Source organism: Salmonella sp. 3C (assembly GCF_025426275.1).
GTDB classification, from domain to species: domain Bacteria; phylum Pseudomonadota; class Gammaproteobacteria; order Enterobacterales; family Enterobacteriaceae; genus Salmonella; species Salmonella enterica.
The window spans coordinates 1,932,827-1,948,343 of record NZ_CP104858.1 but is presented as its reverse complement, the minus strand read 5'-3'; the positions used below and the strand labels follow the sequence as shown (position 1 = coordinate 1,948,343).

Genomic DNA, 15,517 nt, shown 5'->3' with positions numbered 1-15,517 from the left:
ATGGGAACACGAACATGCAAAATATTACCGATTCCTGGTTTGTCCAGGGCATGATTAAAGCCACATCTGATGCGTGGCTGAAAGGGTGGGACGAACGTAATGGCGGTAACCTGACGCTGCGTCTGGATGAAGCCGATATCGCGCCTTTTGCGACTAATTTCCACGAAAAACCACGCTATATCGCGCTAAGTCAACCCATGCCGCTGCTGGCGAATACGCCGTTTATCGTTACCGGTTCCGGCAAATTCTTCCGCAACGTGCAGCTCGATCCGGCAGCCAATTTAGGCGTGGTCAAAATCGACAGCGACGGCGCAGGCTACCACATTCTGTGGGGCTTAACCCACGACGCGGTACCCACCTCTGAACTCCCGGCGCATTTCCTCTCCCACTGCGAACGCATCAAAGCCACCCACGGCAAAGACCGCGTCATTATGCATTGCCATGCGACTAACCTGATCGCCCTCACCTACGTACTGGAAAACAACACTGCGCTGATCACCCGCAAACTGTGGGAAGGCAGCACCGAATGCCTGGTGGTATTCCCGGACGGTGTCGGCATTCTGCCGTGGATGGTGCCAGGCACCGATGAAATCGGCCAGGCTACCGCGCAAGAAATGCAGAAACATTCGCTGGTACTGTGGCCGTTCCACGGCGTGTTCGGAAGCGGACCTACGCTGGATGAAACCTTCGGTTTGATAGATACCGCAGAGAAATCCGCTGAGGTATTAGTCAAAATCTATTCGATGGGCGGTATGAAGCAGACCATCACGCGCGAAGAACTGGTCGCACTCGGCAAACGTTTTGGTGTGACGCCGCTGGCCAGCGCCGTAGCGCTGTACTGATACCTCCCAACTCAACGCCGGATGCGGCTTTGCCTTATCCGGCCTACAGGTCGGTGCGCATTTTACCGTAGGCCCGATAAGCGTAGCGCCATCGGGCAACAGGGAATTTTTTTAAGGAGAATAGTGATGAGCTTTATGTTGGCACTGCCAAAAATTAGCCTGCATGGCGCTGGAGCGATTGCCGATATGGTGAACCTCGTGGCGAATAAGCAATGGGGCAAAGCGCTGATCGTTACCGATGGTCAACTGGTAAAGCTGGGCCTGCTGGATAGCCTGTTTAGCGCACTGGATGAACATCAAATGTCTTACCACCTGTTTGATGAGGTGTTCCCAAACCCGACAGAAGAGCTGGTGCAGAAAGGTTTTGCGGCGTATCAGAGCGCAGAATGTGACTACATTATCGCCTTCGGCGGCGGCAGCCCGATCGATACCGCAAAAGCGGTGAAAATTCTGACCGCCAACCCAGGTCCATCTACCGCCTACTCCGGCGTCGGCAAAGTGAAAAACGCCGGCGTACCGCTGGTAGCGATTAATACTACGGCAGGTACCGCGGCAGAGATGACCAGCAACGCGGTGATTATCGACTCTGCCCGTAAGGTCAAAGAGGTGATCATCGACCCGAATATCATCCCGGATATTGCCGTGGATGACGCCAGCGTCATGCTGGAAATCCCCGCTTCTGTGACCGCCGCAACCGGCATGGATGCCCTGACCCATGCGGTGGAAGCCTATGTCTCCGTTGGCGCGCATCCGCTCACCGACGCTAACGCGCTGGAAGCGATTCGCTTAATCAATGTGTGGCTACCGAAAGCGGTTGACGATGGTCATAACCTCGAAGCCCGTGAGCAAATGGCATTCGGCCAGTACCTGGCGGGTATGGCGTTCAACAGCGCCGGTTTGGGGCTGGTTCACGCGCTGGCGCACCAGCCGGGCGCAACTCACAACCTGCCGCACGGCGTCTGCAACGCTATCCTGCTGCCAATTGTCGAGAACTTTAACCGTCCGAACGCCGTCGCGCGTTTTGCCCGCATCGCACAGGCGATGGGCGTGGAGACGCGCGGTATGTCTGACGAAGCCGCAAGTCAGGAAGCGATTAACGCTATCCGTACGCTGAGCAAACGCGTCGGCATTCCAGAAGGTTTCAGCACGTTGGGCGTCACAAAAGAAGATATCGAAGGCTGGCTGGATAAAGCCCTCGCCGACCCGTGCGCGCCGTGTAACCCGCGCACCGCCAGCCGCGATGAAGTTCGCGAGCTGTACCTGGAGGCGTTATGATCCGCAAAGCCTTTGTGATGCAGGTAAATGCCGACGCGCACGAGGAGTATCAGCGTCGTCATAACCCAATCTGGCCGGAGCTGGAAGCCGTATTAAAATCTCACGGCGCGCATCACTACGCGATTTATCTCGATCAGGAGCGCAATCTGCTGTTCGCCACCGTTGAGATTGAATCCGAGGAGCGCTGGAACGCCGTTGCCAGCACCGACGTTTGCCAGCGTTGGTGGAAACATATGCGTGACGTTATGCCCGCGAATCCGGATAACAGCCCGATCAGCGCAGAGCTAAAAGAGGTGTTCTATCTGCAGTAAGTCGTGTGCCCGGTGGCGCAAGCTTACCGGGCCTACGGTTTTATTTTTTGTCGGCCGGATAAGGCGGTTACGCCGCCATCCGGCAATTTCAATTCTGCTCCGCTACCAGGATAGCCTGAGTATCCGGTTCCAGCGCTTTAAAGATATGCGCCTGGTCGCCGGGATAACAAATGTAATCGCCCTCCGCCAGCTCTTCCGGCGCCTCGGTTAAGCCGACGAGGGCTTTTCCCTGCGTCACAATAATATGTTCCACCGACCCCGGCGGATGCGGGTGAGAGATCCGGTCGGCCCCCGGCTGCGTCAACAGCAGATAGATATCACGCCGCGCGCCGGGCGGACACGCCGCCAGTAATATCGCCTGATAATGCGCCTGCTCCGCCACCACTTTGGTGCCTTCTCCGCGGCGAATCACCTGCGTTTTTTGTACCTGCGGCTCCAGCAGCCTGGCAAAGGGAATGTCGAGCGCGACGCATAGCGACCATAACGTCTCCAGGCTGGGGTTGCCGTTCCCTGCTTCCAGTTGTGAAAGCGTAGATTTAGCGATGCCTGCGCGCCGCGCAATCTCCGCCAGCGACAGTCCGGTTCGCTGGCGTTCGCGTACCAGACTTCTGGCAATGACGCTAATAGGTTGTGTCATAAAGCATCCAACGTTCACTATAACGAACGAAATGTTCGTCTTGTAAAGCAAATCTGTTCCGTTCATTATAATGAAAATTCGTTCGATATGACTAAAGAAGATGAAACACTATTTTTCCTGTCTCAAGGGAGACACGATAAAAGCGGTATTTTTAGTGTGCCTGGCCGTGGGCGTCGTCGGCATGTCCTATGGCTCACTGGCGATGGCCTACGGTTTCCCACTGTGGGTGCCGTTTGTCCTCTCTATTTTTGTGCTGGCGGGCGCGTCCGAATTTATGTTTATCGGCATTGTTGCCAGCGGCGGCAATCCGTTAGCGGCGGCGGCGGCAGGACTGCTGGTGAATGCGCGCCACGTGCCGTTTGGCGTAACGGTGCGCGATTTGGTTGGCACCCGCGCCGCCAGCTTTTTCGGCTGCCATATTATGAATGATGAGAGCGTGGTGTTCGGCCTGTCGCAAAAAACACCCGAACAACGTAAAGCCGCCTACTGGCTATGCGGTCTGGGCGTCGCCCTATTCTGGCCGATTGGCACACTGATTGGCGCTGGTGTCGGCAAACTGCTTCCGGCCCCAGAAACCATCGGTCTGGATGCCGTATTCCCGGCAATCTTACTGGCGCTGGTGATCCCGGCGTTTAAAAACCGCACCACATTGATTCGTGGTTGCAGCGGCGCCGCGCTGTCGCTTGCCGCCGTTCCCTTTGTAGCTGCCGGATTGCCGGTGTTGCTTTCGCTGCTTGGCCTACTGGCGAGGAAAAAATAATGGGCAATATGACGCTATTTATTATCGGTATTGCTCTTTTGTCTGCGGGAACCTATTTGATGCGCCTCGGCGGCGCTAAACTTGGCAGCCGTCTGGCGCTGTCTGAGCGTTCACAGGCGCTGCTCTCGGATGCGGCAACGGTGCTACTATTCTCCGTCGCGCTGGCGACCACCTTTTACGAAGGCGAACATTTTGCCGGAATGGCGCGCGTTCTTGGGGTTGGCTTCGCCGTATTTTTAGCCTGGCGTAAAATGCCGCTTATTGTGGTGATTATCGCCGCTGCGGTGGTGACCGCGTTATTACGAATGGCGGGTATTAATTAACGTCTTACCGAACAGTTGGACGTGACACCCTATAAGTGATGAAGGCTGGGCCGCCCTATGCTGAAGTGGCTCAGAATTTTCGCATCAGACGGGATAAATGCTTTCCATATAAATGCCGATCCTCAATGACACTACCAGTACCTTCCAGCGTGACGTCAACATCTTGTGATAGCTTCAGATTACTGGTTTTTCTAATAGCTCTCTTTAGTTAATGTTTACGTCAGCTATTTTTACGGATATTGCCTGATGAAGAATACATGAACGAAAAAAGCGCCTGATCGGCGCTTTTTATTGGCGTTATAGCGTAATTTTATAGGCACTTGCGCCAGCCTGTGCGCAGTTAATGTGCCGTCACTCAACGCAGGCGGTTATAATCATCCACCATCTCGTTATAACTTCTCAACGACGCCGGATAAGAATCCGCAACCATCCATCCTGTTGCAGGGTCCTGCACCCGTTTCTTTTCAAAATCAGAATACTCAACATTGTCTCTGATGCGACGAATATATTTTTTAGCTTGTAGCTGATAATCAGCCGCAGAGCTGATGAAAGAAGAATTACGGCCATCAGTATTCACTTCTTTCAATTGTGCAATCATTGTTTCCAGTTCCGCGACTTTTTTCATCATCGCTTCGGCATCAAAGGTATCGGCAGAAATAACCTTGTTGATCTGCTTTGCCGAAATCATGACAGCCAGAGAATAATAGTTAAATGTTTTACCTTCCGCTTCTTCTATTCTCTTCAACTGTGTCAATTGCCGCCTGTCATTTATTTCCTGAATAGCCTCATGATATTTTTCCGAGACGGGTTTAAAATCCTCGATATTCTTCAGTAATGTCTGATGCAGCGCCTTACCTTTAGCAAAGGCATCATCTTTATAGTTTTCCTGGGTATAATATTTTTCCATTTCGTTAATGGTATTACCCAGCGCGGCGGCGCTATCAATATAGCTAACGGCAACGCCATCAATAGGCTCAAGTAATGGCGTTAAGGCGGCCACCTGTTTCATCTCTTTCTGGCAATTCGTTATGTAAGACTCCGTAATACCATAAATGCCATAAACCAGGCTCTCTTTCCCTGTCGGACCTTTTTTAAAGTCTTTCACCCAATCCGCGTAACGCGCCAGACTGTGCTGAACGGGCAATTGAAGTTTATTAAAACAATCGATATAGACATCCATTTTTTCACTATAAACTTCTTCAGCGTCAACCTCCGGCTGAGCTGGCGTTTCTGGCTTCGCCGCCGGGGGCTGAGTTGCCGTTTCTGGCTTCGCTGCTGAGGGCTGCGCTGGACTTTCGTCAGATTGCGTTTCCGGCGTCTGAGAAGGCGCTGGCGTCGCAGGCTGACTGCTGGCGGCCGGCGTCGCCTCGGTTTTAACATTATTGTCATCACATCCTGTTGCGCCCAGGGTCATTAGCGCAATGATTATCGCTGAGGATAATAAATTCCTTTTCATTTAATTGCCTTTTGTATATTTACGTTGGGGTTCTCTTATTTTAACGAACACATTGATATTGATAATGTTAATTATAATGAAATATGGATTAAGTATTTTTTGTGTTGAATAAATCACATACCTGTTTTTTTTCATTAAAATGAATCTGTAAATTTCAATGATATTATTTATAGGTTATTCTAATGAAAAAGGATTTGTTATCATCAATTATTATCGCTATGCTGATGACTGCCGGGCTAAGCGCTTGTGATGAAAAAAAAGCGGACGAACAACCTGTAGCTCAGAGTGCGGACTCATCAGCGAGCAATACACAATCCACATCAGCGGAAAGCGCAGATGCGAACGATGTTCTTAACCAAAAGCTAAATGTTTACATTGATTGTTATAATAATCTCCAGGCAGGTATTTACCGCGCTGTAAATCGTTATGCTAACACATTCGACGATTTCCGCACCGGTCCTACCGGTAAGGAAGACGATCCCTCTCCGCTGGTTCCTGTGTATCCTGCACTTATCCAGGACTGCCGGAAAGACATCAAGGCGGCGGCTGAATTAAAGCCGGCGTTTGCCTCTCTGGATAGTGCTGCTCTGGCATTTATTAATGCGGCTGGACCACTAGCTGAAACAATCAATAGTATGAATAAATACTATGATCAAGATAACTTCAAGGATGATGCCTTTGCTGGCGCTAAAGCGTTCCATAAAACGTTTATAAAACAGTTCGATGAGTTTGATCCCATTGCGAAGAAATATATCGCCGAGATTACCATTATGAGTGGGCAGCATGCGGCTAATGAAATTAAGGCGACCGAGAAGAAAGAAGGTAAATCCATTAAGTACTATACGCTTTTGACGATGCAGGAAGCCGAGACGCTTAATGACGCTGTAGCTGATGATTCTTTTGATGTGGCGGCAGTAAGCAAACAGCTCGCTGATTTTGAAGAGCATACTCAGAAGCTAAACGAGAAGATCAACGTTGATATAGATAAACATCGTAGCTTCCCTGGTTTTATTTCTGAGCTGGAAAAATTCCAGGGCAAGGTGAAAAAACGCATTCGGCGCGTGCGCGATAACGTGGCGTATACCTCGCATGAGCAGGACTACCTCAATAGCGGCAGCGGTGATATGGTAGATGGTTCTTATGAGGCTGTGGTTAAAGCTTATAACGAGCTCATCGATACCTATAATGGCTATCATCTTGAGCGTGAGTTCTAAGCTTTTCACGCTGCAAATCGCGTGCATATGACCGCTAAACTGAACAAATAAGTCGTTAGCGACTGTCGAAAGAGCGCCCCAGGGGCGCTTTTTTCGTTCGAAGTATTACCGGGTAGCAAGCGCCTCGTGAATGGCTGGAATAAGCTGCGGCCCAGCATAAAAACGATTAAAACCTGTATGGCCTCGCCACTATACGTGATTCCGTTATCAAGAGAGGCTGTAAAATTGAGAAAATATATATTTTACGCAAATGTAGAGGGTACTATTTTAGTCTGCGATTAACCGCTGCGGATGGGTATAAATCGTCGCCCGACCCGGCTTACAGAACCCCACCAGCGTAAGATTACACCGTTCAGCGACGTCAACCGCGAGCGTGGTAGCAGCAGAAACCGCAAACAAAATTTCCACACCGCACATCGCCGACTTCTGCACCATTTCGTAACTCGCACGACTGGAAACCAGCGCCGCGCCTTGCCGCCATTCCTCACCTTCCGTAGCGCGGCGGCCGAGCAGTTTATCCAGCGCAACGTGGCGTCCGACATCTTCATGGCCCCCCGCCAGTTCACCCGACGGCATGACCCACGCCGCAGCGTGCGTACAACCCGTCAGCTTACCCGTCGGTTGAAAATCATTCAGATGTTTTAACGCGCGATCAAGGTTACCGAGATTAAACGTTTGGCTAAACGGCAGCGGTTGCACCGGCTTACCGATGTCATTGAGCTGTTCCACGCCACACACGCCGCAACCGGTGCGTCCGGCCAGCGCGCGACGACGCGCTTTCAGCCCCATAAATCGACGGCTGGAAAGATCAATCTGCACTTCAAGTCCGTTACAGGACGGTACAACGTCCATGCCATAGATTTCACGCGGGCTGTCAATGATCCCTTCCGACAGAGAAAACCCCATTGCGAAATGCGTCAGATCTTTCGGAGAGGCCATCATAACAACATGCGAAATGCCGTTATACACCAGTGCCACAGGCACTTCCTCGGCAACATCATCAAGTTGGGGGGACTGCAAATCCTCGCGTTTCCAGAGAGTCAACTGGCGTGAGGTTGTGAAATCAGTCACATTTAGGACTTCTTCAGACAGTATATTGTTCACTTTCTTTTAACCATATAAGAACACACACACCAACATTATGGTATTCTGTTACAACTCCTCCCGGATGGAGGAAAATTTATCCAATTCTGAACCTTTGCGGGCCCGTCCGCAAAGAAAAATAACAACCACTCCCTGAGCGTTTCAGATAGAGAAATGTGAAAGAGAAGTGACAATGTCGAAACAAGGAGCAAACCATGCAGGTCAGCAGAAGGCAGTTCTTTAAGATCTGCGCTGGCGGTATGGCAGGCACCACGGCGGCGGCACTGGGCTTCGCGCCCGGCGTAGCGCTAGCGGAAACACGGCAATATAAACTGCTGCGCACCCGCGAAACCCGTAACACCTGCACCTACTGTTCCGTTGGCTGCGGGCTGTTGATGTACAGCCTCGGCGACGGTGCGAAAAACGCCAAAGCATCTATTTTCCATATCGAAGGGGACCCGGATCATCCGGTAAGCCGTGGCGCGCTGTGCCCGAAAGGGGCCGGTCTGGTGGACTTTATCCACTCTGAAAGCCGCCTGAAATTCCCGCAATACCGCGCGCCGGGTTCAGATAAGTGGCAACAGATCAGTTGGGAAGAAGCGTTTGACCGCATCGCTAAACTGATGAAGGAAGATCGCGACGCCAACTATCAGGCGCAGAACGCCGAAGGCGTTACCGTTAACCGCTGGCTCACCACCGGGATGCTGTGCGCTTCCGCATCCAGTAACGAGACGGGTTATTTAACGCAAAAATTCTCCCGCGCGCTGGGTATGCTCGCGGTCGACAACCAGGCGCGTGTCTGACACGGACCAACGGTAGCAAGTCTTGCTCCAACATTTGGTCGCGGTGCGATGACCAACCACTGGGTCGACATCAAGAACGCCAACCTCGTCGTGGTGATGGGCGGTAACGCCGCAGAAGCTCACCCGGTCGGGTTCCGCTGGGCGATGGAAGCCAAAATTCACAACGGCGCGAAGCTGATTGTGATCGATCCGCGCTTCACGCGTACCGCGTCGGTGGCCGATTTCTATGCGCCAATACGCTCTGGTACTGACATTGCCTTCTTGTCAGGCGTGATGCTGTATCTGCTGACCAACGAAAAATACAACCGCGAATACACCGAGGCCTATACCAATGCCAGCCTGATCGTGCGTGAAGATTTTGGCTTCGATGATGGTCTGTTCACCGGCTATGACGCAGACAAGCGGCAGTACGATAAAACCAGTTGGCACTATGAGCTGGACGAAAACGGTTTTGCCAAACGCGATATGACACTGCAACACCCGCGCTGTGTCTGGAATCTGTTGAAACAGCATGTCTCGCGCTATACGCCGGACGTGGTAGAAAATATCTGCGGTACGCCGAAAGCGGACTTCCTGAAAGTGTGCGAGTACATTGCAGAAACCAGCGCAAAAGATAAAACCGCGTCGTTCCTGTACGCGCTGGGCTGGACGCAGCATTCCATCGGCGCGCAGAACATCCGTACTATGGCAATGATCCAGCTTCTGCTCGGTAACATGGGGATGGCCGGCGGCGGCGTTAACGCCCTGCGCGGTCACTCCAATATTCAGGGACTGACCGACTTAGGACTGCTGTCGCAAAGTCTGCCGGGCTACCTGACGCTGCCGAGCGAAAAACAGACCGACCTGCAAACCTATCTGGCTGCCAATACGCCGAAGCCATTGTTGAAGGATCAGGTCAACTACTGGGGCAACTATCCGAAATTCTTCGTCTCGATGATGAAGGCCTTCTTTGGTGATAAAGCGACAGCGGAAAATAGCTGGGGCTTTGACTGGCTACCGAAGTGGGACAAAGGGTACGATGTACTGCAGTACTTCGAGATGATGAAACAGGGCAAGGTCAACGGCTATATCTGCCAGGGCTTTAACCCGGTGGCCTCATTCCCGAACAAAAACAAAGTGGTCGCGTCGCTTTCCAAACTGAAGTACCTGGTGACTATCGATCCGCTCAACACCGAAACGTCCACCTTCTGGCAAAACCACGGTGAGTCGAACGACGTTGATCCCGCAAAAATCCAGACCGAAGTGTTCCGTCTGCCTTCCACCTGTTTTGCCGAGGAAAATGGTTCCATCGTTAACTCCGGTCGCTGGTTACAGTGGCACTGGAAGGGCGCGGACGCCCCGGGAATTGCCATGACCGACGGCGAAATCCTCGCCGGTATCTTCTTACGCCTGCGTAAGATGTACTCTGAACAGGGCGGCGCCAACCCGGAACAGGTGCTGAATATGACCTGGAACTACACCAAACCATACGAACCCGCCTCTGAAGAAGTGGCGATGGAAAGTAACGGTAAAGCGCTGGCCGATCTTATCGACCCGGCAACCGGCGCGGTGGTGGTGAAGAAAGGTCAACAGCTCAGTTCGTTCGCGCAACTGCGCGATGACGGTACGACGTCCAGCGGCTGCTGGATTTTCGCCGGTAGCTGGACGCCGGAAGGCAACATGATGGCGCGTCGTGATAATGCCGACCCGTCTGGTCTCGGCAACACGCTGGGCTGGGCATGGGCATGGCCGCTTAACCGCCGCATCCTCTATAACCGCGCCTCCGCCGATCCGCAGGGTAATCCCTGGGACCCGAAACGTCAGCTACTGAAATGGGAAGGCGGCAAATGGGCCGGATGGGATATTCCGGACTACAGCGCCGCCGCGCCCGGCAGTGACGTCGGACCGTTTATCATGCAGCCGGAAGGGATGGGTCGCCTGTTTGCTATCGATAAGATGGCGGAAGGGCCGTTCCCGGAACACTACGAGCCGTTTGAAACGCCGCTGGGCACTAACCCGCTGCACCCGAACGTTATCTCTAACCCTGCCGCCCGTATCTTTAAAGACGATGCCGACGCGCTGGGTAAAGCGGATAAGTTCCCGTATGTCGGAACCACTTACCGTCTGACCGAGCACTTCCACTACTGGACCAAGCACGCGTTGCTTAACGCTATCGCCCAGCCGGAACAGTTTGTGGAAATTGGCGAGAAGCTGGCGAATAAGCTCGGCATCGCGCATGGCGATACCGTGAAGGTCTCCTCGAACCGCGGCTATATCAAAGCCAAAGCAGTGGTGACCAAGCGTATTCGCACGCTGAAAGCGGACGGCAAGGATATCGATACCATCGGTATTCCTATTCACTGGGGCTACGAAGGCGTGGCAAAAAAAGGCTTTATCGCCAATACGTTAACGCCTTTCGTCGGCGATGCGAACACGCAAACGCCGGAGTTTAAATCCTTCCTTGTGAACGTGGAAAAGGTGTAACGGAGACGACCTATGGCTTATCAATCGCAAGACATCATTCGTCGTTCCGCCACTAACGGTTTCACCCCCGCGCCCCAGGCGCGGGACCACCAGGAAGAGGTGGCGAAACTCATCGACGTCACCACCTGTATCGGCTGTAAAGCGTGTCAGGTGGCGTGCTCCGAGTGGAACGACATCCGTGATGAAGTGGGCAATAACGTCGGGGTGTATGACAACCCGGCGGACTTAACTGCGAAATCCTGGACGGTGATGCGCTTCTCGGAAGTGGAACAGAACGACAAACTGGAGTGGCTGCTCCGTAAGGATGGCTGTATGCACTGCGCCGATCCTGGCTGCCTGAAGGCCTGTCCGGCGGAAGGGGCGATCATTCAGTACGCTAACGGTATTGTCGACTTCCAGTCCGAGCAGTGTATCGGCTGCGGCTACTGTATCGCTGGCTGCCCGTTCAACGTGCCGCGCCTCAACCCGGAAGACAACCGCGTCTATAAATGTACGCTGTGCGTTGACCGTTTGGTGGTCGGCCAGGAACCGGCCTGCGTGAAGACCTGTCCAACCGGCGCCATTCATTTTGGCTCGAAAGAGGATATGAAAACGCTGGCGGGCGAGCGGGTGGCGGAACTAAAAACCCGTGGTTATGACAACGCGGGTCTGTACGATCCGGCGGGCGTAGGCGGTACGCATGTCATGTACGTGCTGCATCATGCCGACAAGCCGAATCTGTATCACGGTCTGCCGGAGAACCCGGAAATCAGCGAAACCGTTAAGTTCTGGAAAGGCGTCTGGAAACCGCTCGCCGCGTTCGGTTTTGCCGCGACCTTTGCCGCCAGCGTCTTCCACTATGTCGGCGTCGGCCCGAACCGTGCGGAAGAGGAAGATGACAACCTGCATGAAGAGAAAGACGAGGTGCGCAAATGAAACGACGTGACACCATCGTGCGCTATACGGCGCCGGAACGCATCAACCACTGGATCGTCGCCTTCTGCTTCGTGCTGGCGGCGGTGAGCGGGCTGGGCTTTTTATTCCCATCCTTCAACTGGTTGATGCATATCCTGGGCACCCCACAACTGGCGCGAATTCTGCACCCGTTTGTGGGCGTGGTTATGTTTGCCTCGTTCATCATCATGTTTTTCCGTTATTGGCACCACAATCTAATCAATCGGGATGATATCTTTTGGGCGAAGAATATTCGTAAGATCGTCGTCAACGAGGAAGTGGGTGACACCGGGCGTTATAACTTCGGCCAGAAATGCGTATTCTGGGCGGCGATTATCTTCCTAGTGCTGCTGCTGGTGAGCGGGGTAATTATCTGGCGTCCGTACTTTGCGCCTGCTTTCTCAATCCCGGTGATCCGATTCGCGTTAATGTTGCATTCTTTTGCCGCAGTAGCGTTAATTGTGGTTATCATGGTGCATATCTACGCCGCCCTTTGGGTGAAAGGCACCATTACCGCGATGGTGGAAGGCTGGGTAACCCGGTCGTGGGCGAAGAAACATCACCCACGCTGGTACCGAGAAGTCCGCAAGACAACGGAAAAAGAAACTGAATGAGTATTCGCATAATCCCGCAAGATGAGCTGGGGTCGAGCGAGAAACGTACGGCGGATATGATTCCGCCGTTATTGTTCCCCCGACTCAAAAACGTCTACAACCGCCGCGCCGAACGTCTGCGCGAGCTGGCTGAAAATAACCCGCTGGGCGATTACCTGCGCTTTGCCGCGCTTATCGCGCACGCGCAGGAAGTGGTGCTGTACGATCATCCGCTGCGGATGGACCTCACCGCGCGCATTAAAGACGCGAACGATCAGGGCAAACCGCCGCTGGATATTCACGTTCTGCCGCGCGACAAGCACTGGCATACGCTGCTGCACTCGATGATTGCTGAACTGAAGCCGGAAATGAGCGGCCCGGCGCTGGCGGTTATCGAAAACCTGGAGAAAGCCTCCGAGCAGGAGCTGGAGCAGATGGCCAGCGCGCTGTTTGCCTCGGATTTTGCCTCCGTCAGCAGCGATAAAGCCCCGCTTATCTGGGCCGCGCTCTCCCTTTACTGGGCGCAAATGGCCAGCTTGATTCCAGGCAAAGCCCGCGCGGAATACGGTGAAGCGCGCCAGTATTGCCCGGTGTGCGGTTCGATGCCGGTCTCCAGCATGGTGCAGATCGGCACCACGCAGGGGCTGCGTTATCTGCACTGTAACCTGTGCGAAACCGAATGGCATGTCGTGCGCGTAAAATGCAGTAACTGCGAACAGAGCCGCGACTTACACTACTGGTCGCTGGAAAATGAGCAGGCTGCGGTGAAAGCCGAAAGCTGCGGCGATTGCGGGACTTACCTGAAGATTCTCTATCAGGAAAAAGACCCGAAAGTGGAAGCCGTGGCCGACGACCTCGCCTCGCTGGTGCTGGACGCGCGCATGGAGCAGGAAGGGTTCGCCCGCAGTTCCATCAACCCGTTCCTGTTCCCGGGGGAAGGGGAATAAGTTCTCTGGTATACCGGCTAGCAATCTACGTTAGCCGGATCATTGCTCAATAACGCAATGCTTGTATAACGTTTCTCGGGTCGTTGGCAATGGCGCGAAGTAACGCTTTGGCTGGCCCTGTCGGTGAACGTCTTCCTTGCTCCCAGTTGCGCAGCGTATCCACGTTGACCGAAATCAGTTCTGCAAACTTAGATTGCGACAACCCAGATGCCTGCCGTATTTCTTTAATCTTCATTGCATCAATATGAAAGGTACGAGAAGGCTCACGGGTCCCTTCAATGATTTCATTCATTTGAGACATACTTTGAGTTAATCGCTCAAATAACACTTTATCCATCTACCACCTCTCATTCAGCATACGAAGCACCGCTTTTTCCTGCGGCGTGAGATCATCTTTAATGCCTTTTTGATAAATCAGAAGCAAGCGAATCTCATACCGTTGACTACGGTGAAAATAGATAATTCGCACGCCACTACGCTTTCCTTTGCCTCGCGCTCCCCAGCGCATTTTTCTCAGGCCGCCCGTTTCCTGAATGACATCACCACAATCTGGATGCTGAGCCATAAAAACCTGAAGCTTATGGTATTCATCCTCATCGAGCAGTTTTTTAACATCTTCAGTAAAGAGTTCCGTTTCTATAAATTGCATATTCCATACGCCATTGGCTTATAGTAGTGAAAATAATCTATACGTCAATGGCGTATAGCATCATCATTTCACAGTACAAAAATTAAAAACCCAGCGCCAACCGCATTCCATTTTTTGCGAACCTCTATCCAGAATCATCATCCCCTCGTTTCACCACTTTCCATCCCCAACGAACCAGGTTATAAACTGTACATACATACAGTCAAAGGAGCGTTATATGCCACTGGAAAAAGGAATTGCCGAACTGGTCGCTGGGTTTATCGCCGCGGGACGCCCCTCTTCTCGCGAACAGAATATTGATGACCGGAGGGCGGGCTACATCGCCAGCACGACACTGGCAGGAGAAACTGAAACCCGAGTCCAGGTTGAAGATATTAAACTCAATGCCATGACGTTTCGCGTGGTTTCGCCGCTCAATGCCACAGGGAAATTACCCTGCATCATTTATTATCATGGTGGCTGCTTTGTCAGCGGCGGTTTTGCCACTCACGATAACCAGTTAAGGCAGTTAGCTTTTTACAGCCGTTGTCGCGTGATTGCGGCACAGTACCGACTTGCACCAGAGCACACCTTCCCGGCCGCACATAACGATGCCGAAACCGGAGCTAATACTATCTGGAAATATGCCCAGAAACTGGGGATAGATCGCGAGAACATTACGCTTGCCGGTGACAGCGCGGGTGGGCATCTGGCGCTGGTCACCGCGCTACGCCTGAAAGCCGCCCGTCAATGGCAACCTGCACAGCTGATTCTGATCTACCCCATGCTGGACGCAACCGCCAGGTTTGCGAGCTACACCTGTAATGGGCTGGATTACATTATCACGCGTGACACGCTGCTTTCAGGCTACGAGATGTATATGCCGCGAACCGATCCACTGCATCCTGAAGCCAGTCCGCTCTGGCGTGAGGACTTCGCCGGACTGCCATCCACGCACATCATTACTGCCGAATTCGACCCACTGCGCGATGAGGGCGAGGCCCTGTATCAACGGTTCCAGGAACAGGGTGTGGAATGTACTTGCCAGCGCTATCTCGGTGTCATCCATGGCTTTTTCCAGCTCGGAGGCGTGAGCCAGGCGGCACGAAGCGCCATGCGAGATGTGGCCTGGCGTGTTGTAAGCCCATCAACAGGCAAAATGACCTAAAATTCAATTTTGTTTTCAACTTGAAAACTGGATAACGTTGCGCTAAATTGTTTTCAGGTTGAAAACTTTGTAATGGAACTA

Annotated in this window: 16 protein-coding genes; 11 read left to right on the top strand and 5 right to left on the bottom strand. The window is 52.8% G+C overall.

Going from position 1 to position 15,517, the window contains the following annotated elements; translation table 11 throughout:
- Positions 1-14: 14 nt before the first annotated feature.
- The 3 genes from rhaD to rhaM all read left to right on the top strand — a co-directional run bounded on the left by rhaD (position 15) and on the right by rhaM (position 2,428).
- On the top strand, positions 15-842 hold the full coding sequence (rhaD, locus tag N7E69_RS09290) for a rhamnulose-1-phosphate aldolase (protein ID WP_001179690.1): 828 nt from the start codon (positions 15-17) through the stop codon (positions 840-842).
- 126 nt (positions 843-968) lie between these two features.
- A complete protein-coding gene (gene fucO / locus N7E69_RS09285; protein ID WP_000009254.1) occupies positions 969-2,117 on the top strand; it encodes a lactaldehyde reductase in 1,149 nt (382 codons plus the stop codon).
- Positions 2,114-2,428, top strand: a complete 315-nt coding sequence (rhaM, locus tag N7E69_RS09280; protein WP_000619475.1) for an L-rhamnose mutarotase — start codon at positions 2,114-2,116, stop codon at positions 2,426-2,428. The genes fucO and rhaM overlap by 4 nt, the downstream gene beginning before the upstream one ends.
- An 88-nt stretch (positions 2,429-2,516) precedes the next feature.
- Here the strand turns inward: rhaM and N7E69_RS09275 are convergent, their stop codons facing one another.
- Entirely contained in the window at positions 2,517-3,065 is a 549-nt protein-coding gene (locus N7E69_RS09275; protein ID WP_001517951.1) for a helix-turn-helix domain-containing protein, read from the bottom strand.
- A 100-nt stretch (positions 3,066-3,165) separates the two neighbouring features.
- On the opposite strand from N7E69_RS09275, the gene N7E69_RS09270 reads away from it, so the two are divergent.
- Together N7E69_RS09270 and N7E69_RS09265 are read left to right on the top strand one after the other, a co-directional pair.
- Positions 3,166-3,825: an AzlC family ABC transporter permease gene (locus N7E69_RS09270; protein ID WP_000683594.1), complete on the top strand. Its 660-nt coding sequence runs from the start codon at positions 3,166-3,168 to the stop codon at positions 3,823-3,825.
- A complete protein-coding gene (locus tag N7E69_RS09265; RefSeq protein ID WP_000527677.1) occupies positions 3,825-4,148 on the top strand; it encodes an AzlD domain-containing protein in 324 nt (107 codons plus the stop codon). Before N7E69_RS09270 ends, N7E69_RS09265 begins: the two co-directional genes overlap by 1 nt.
- Positions 4,149-4,503: 355 nt before the next feature.
- Here the strand turns inward: N7E69_RS09265 and N7E69_RS09260 are convergent, their stop codons facing one another.
- On the bottom strand, positions 4,504-5,604 hold the full coding sequence (locus tag N7E69_RS09260; protein ID WP_000828038.1) for a YiiG family protein: 1,101 nt from the start codon (positions 5,602-5,604) through the stop codon (positions 4,504-4,506).
- A gap of 182 nt (positions 5,605-5,786) precedes the next feature.
- Here N7E69_RS09260 and N7E69_RS09255 point away from each other — a divergent pair, with 182 nt between their 5' ends.
- The gene (locus tag N7E69_RS09255; RefSeq protein ID WP_000710971.1) at positions 5,787-6,818 is read left to right on the top strand and encodes a YiiG family protein; all 1,032 of its coding nucleotides are present in this window, start codon (positions 5,787-5,789) and stop codon (positions 6,816-6,818) included.
- Positions 6,819-7,085: 267 nt separating this feature from the next.
- Here the strand turns inward: N7E69_RS09255 and fdhD are convergent, their stop codons facing one another.
- The gene (fdhD, locus tag N7E69_RS09250; protein ID WP_001059743.1) at positions 7,086-7,922 is read right to left on the bottom strand and encodes a formate dehydrogenase accessory sulfurtransferase FdhD; all 837 of its coding nucleotides are present in this window, start codon (positions 7,920-7,922) and stop codon (positions 7,086-7,088) included.
- Positions 7,923-8,116: 194 nt separating this feature from the next.
- Between fdhD and fdnG the strand changes: the two genes are divergently transcribed.
- The 4 genes from fdnG to fdhE are packed head-to-tail and all read left to right on the top strand — an operon-like array spanning position 8,117 to position 13,640.
- On the top strand, positions 8,117-11,167 hold the full coding sequence (fdnG, locus tag N7E69_RS09245; RefSeq protein ID WP_001575215.1) for a formate dehydrogenase-N subunit alpha: 3,051 nt from the start codon (positions 8,117-8,119) through the stop codon (positions 11,165-11,167).
- Between the two features lie 12 nt (positions 11,168-11,179).
- On the top strand, positions 11,180-12,082 hold the full coding sequence (gene fdxH, locus N7E69_RS09240; RefSeq protein WP_000331367.1) for a formate dehydrogenase subunit beta: 903 nt from the start codon (positions 11,180-11,182) through the stop codon (positions 12,080-12,082).
- Positions 12,079-12,714 carry a formate dehydrogenase cytochrome b556 subunit gene (fdoI, locus tag N7E69_RS09235; RefSeq protein WP_000829025.1) on the top strand — a complete coding sequence of 212 codons (636 nt, stop codon included), beginning with the start codon at positions 12,079-12,081 and terminating at the stop codon, positions 12,712-12,714. The genes fdxH and fdoI overlap by 4 nt, the downstream gene beginning before the upstream one ends.
- On the top strand, positions 12,711-13,640 hold the full coding sequence (gene fdhE / locus N7E69_RS09230; protein WP_000027737.1) for a formate dehydrogenase accessory protein FdhE: 930 nt from the start codon (positions 12,711-12,713) through the stop codon (positions 13,638-13,640). The genes fdoI and fdhE overlap by 4 nt, the downstream gene beginning before the upstream one ends.
- 46 nt (positions 13,641-13,686) lie before the next feature.
- Here the strand turns inward: fdhE and N7E69_RS09225 are convergent, their stop codons facing one another.
- Together N7E69_RS09225 and N7E69_RS09220 are read right to left on the bottom strand one after the other, a co-directional pair.
- Positions 13,687-13,977 (bottom strand): helix-turn-helix domain-containing protein, encoded by a 291-nt coding sequence (locus N7E69_RS09225; protein WP_000362050.1) that lies wholly within the window; start codon positions 13,975-13,977, stop codon positions 13,687-13,689.
- Positions 13,978-14,289 (bottom strand): cytotoxic translational repressor of toxin-antitoxin stability system, encoded by a 312-nt coding sequence (locus N7E69_RS09220; RefSeq protein WP_001159635.1) that lies wholly within the window; start codon positions 14,287-14,289, stop codon positions 13,978-13,980. It abuts the gene before it with no gap.
- Positions 14,290-14,506: 217 nt separating this feature from the next.
- On the opposite strand from N7E69_RS09220, the gene N7E69_RS09215 reads away from it, so the two are divergent.
- Positions 14,507-15,436: an alpha/beta hydrolase gene (locus tag N7E69_RS09215; protein WP_001127708.1), complete on the top strand. Its 930-nt coding sequence runs from the start codon at positions 14,507-14,509 to the stop codon at positions 15,434-15,436.
- Positions 15,437-15,517: the final 81 nt, after the last annotated feature.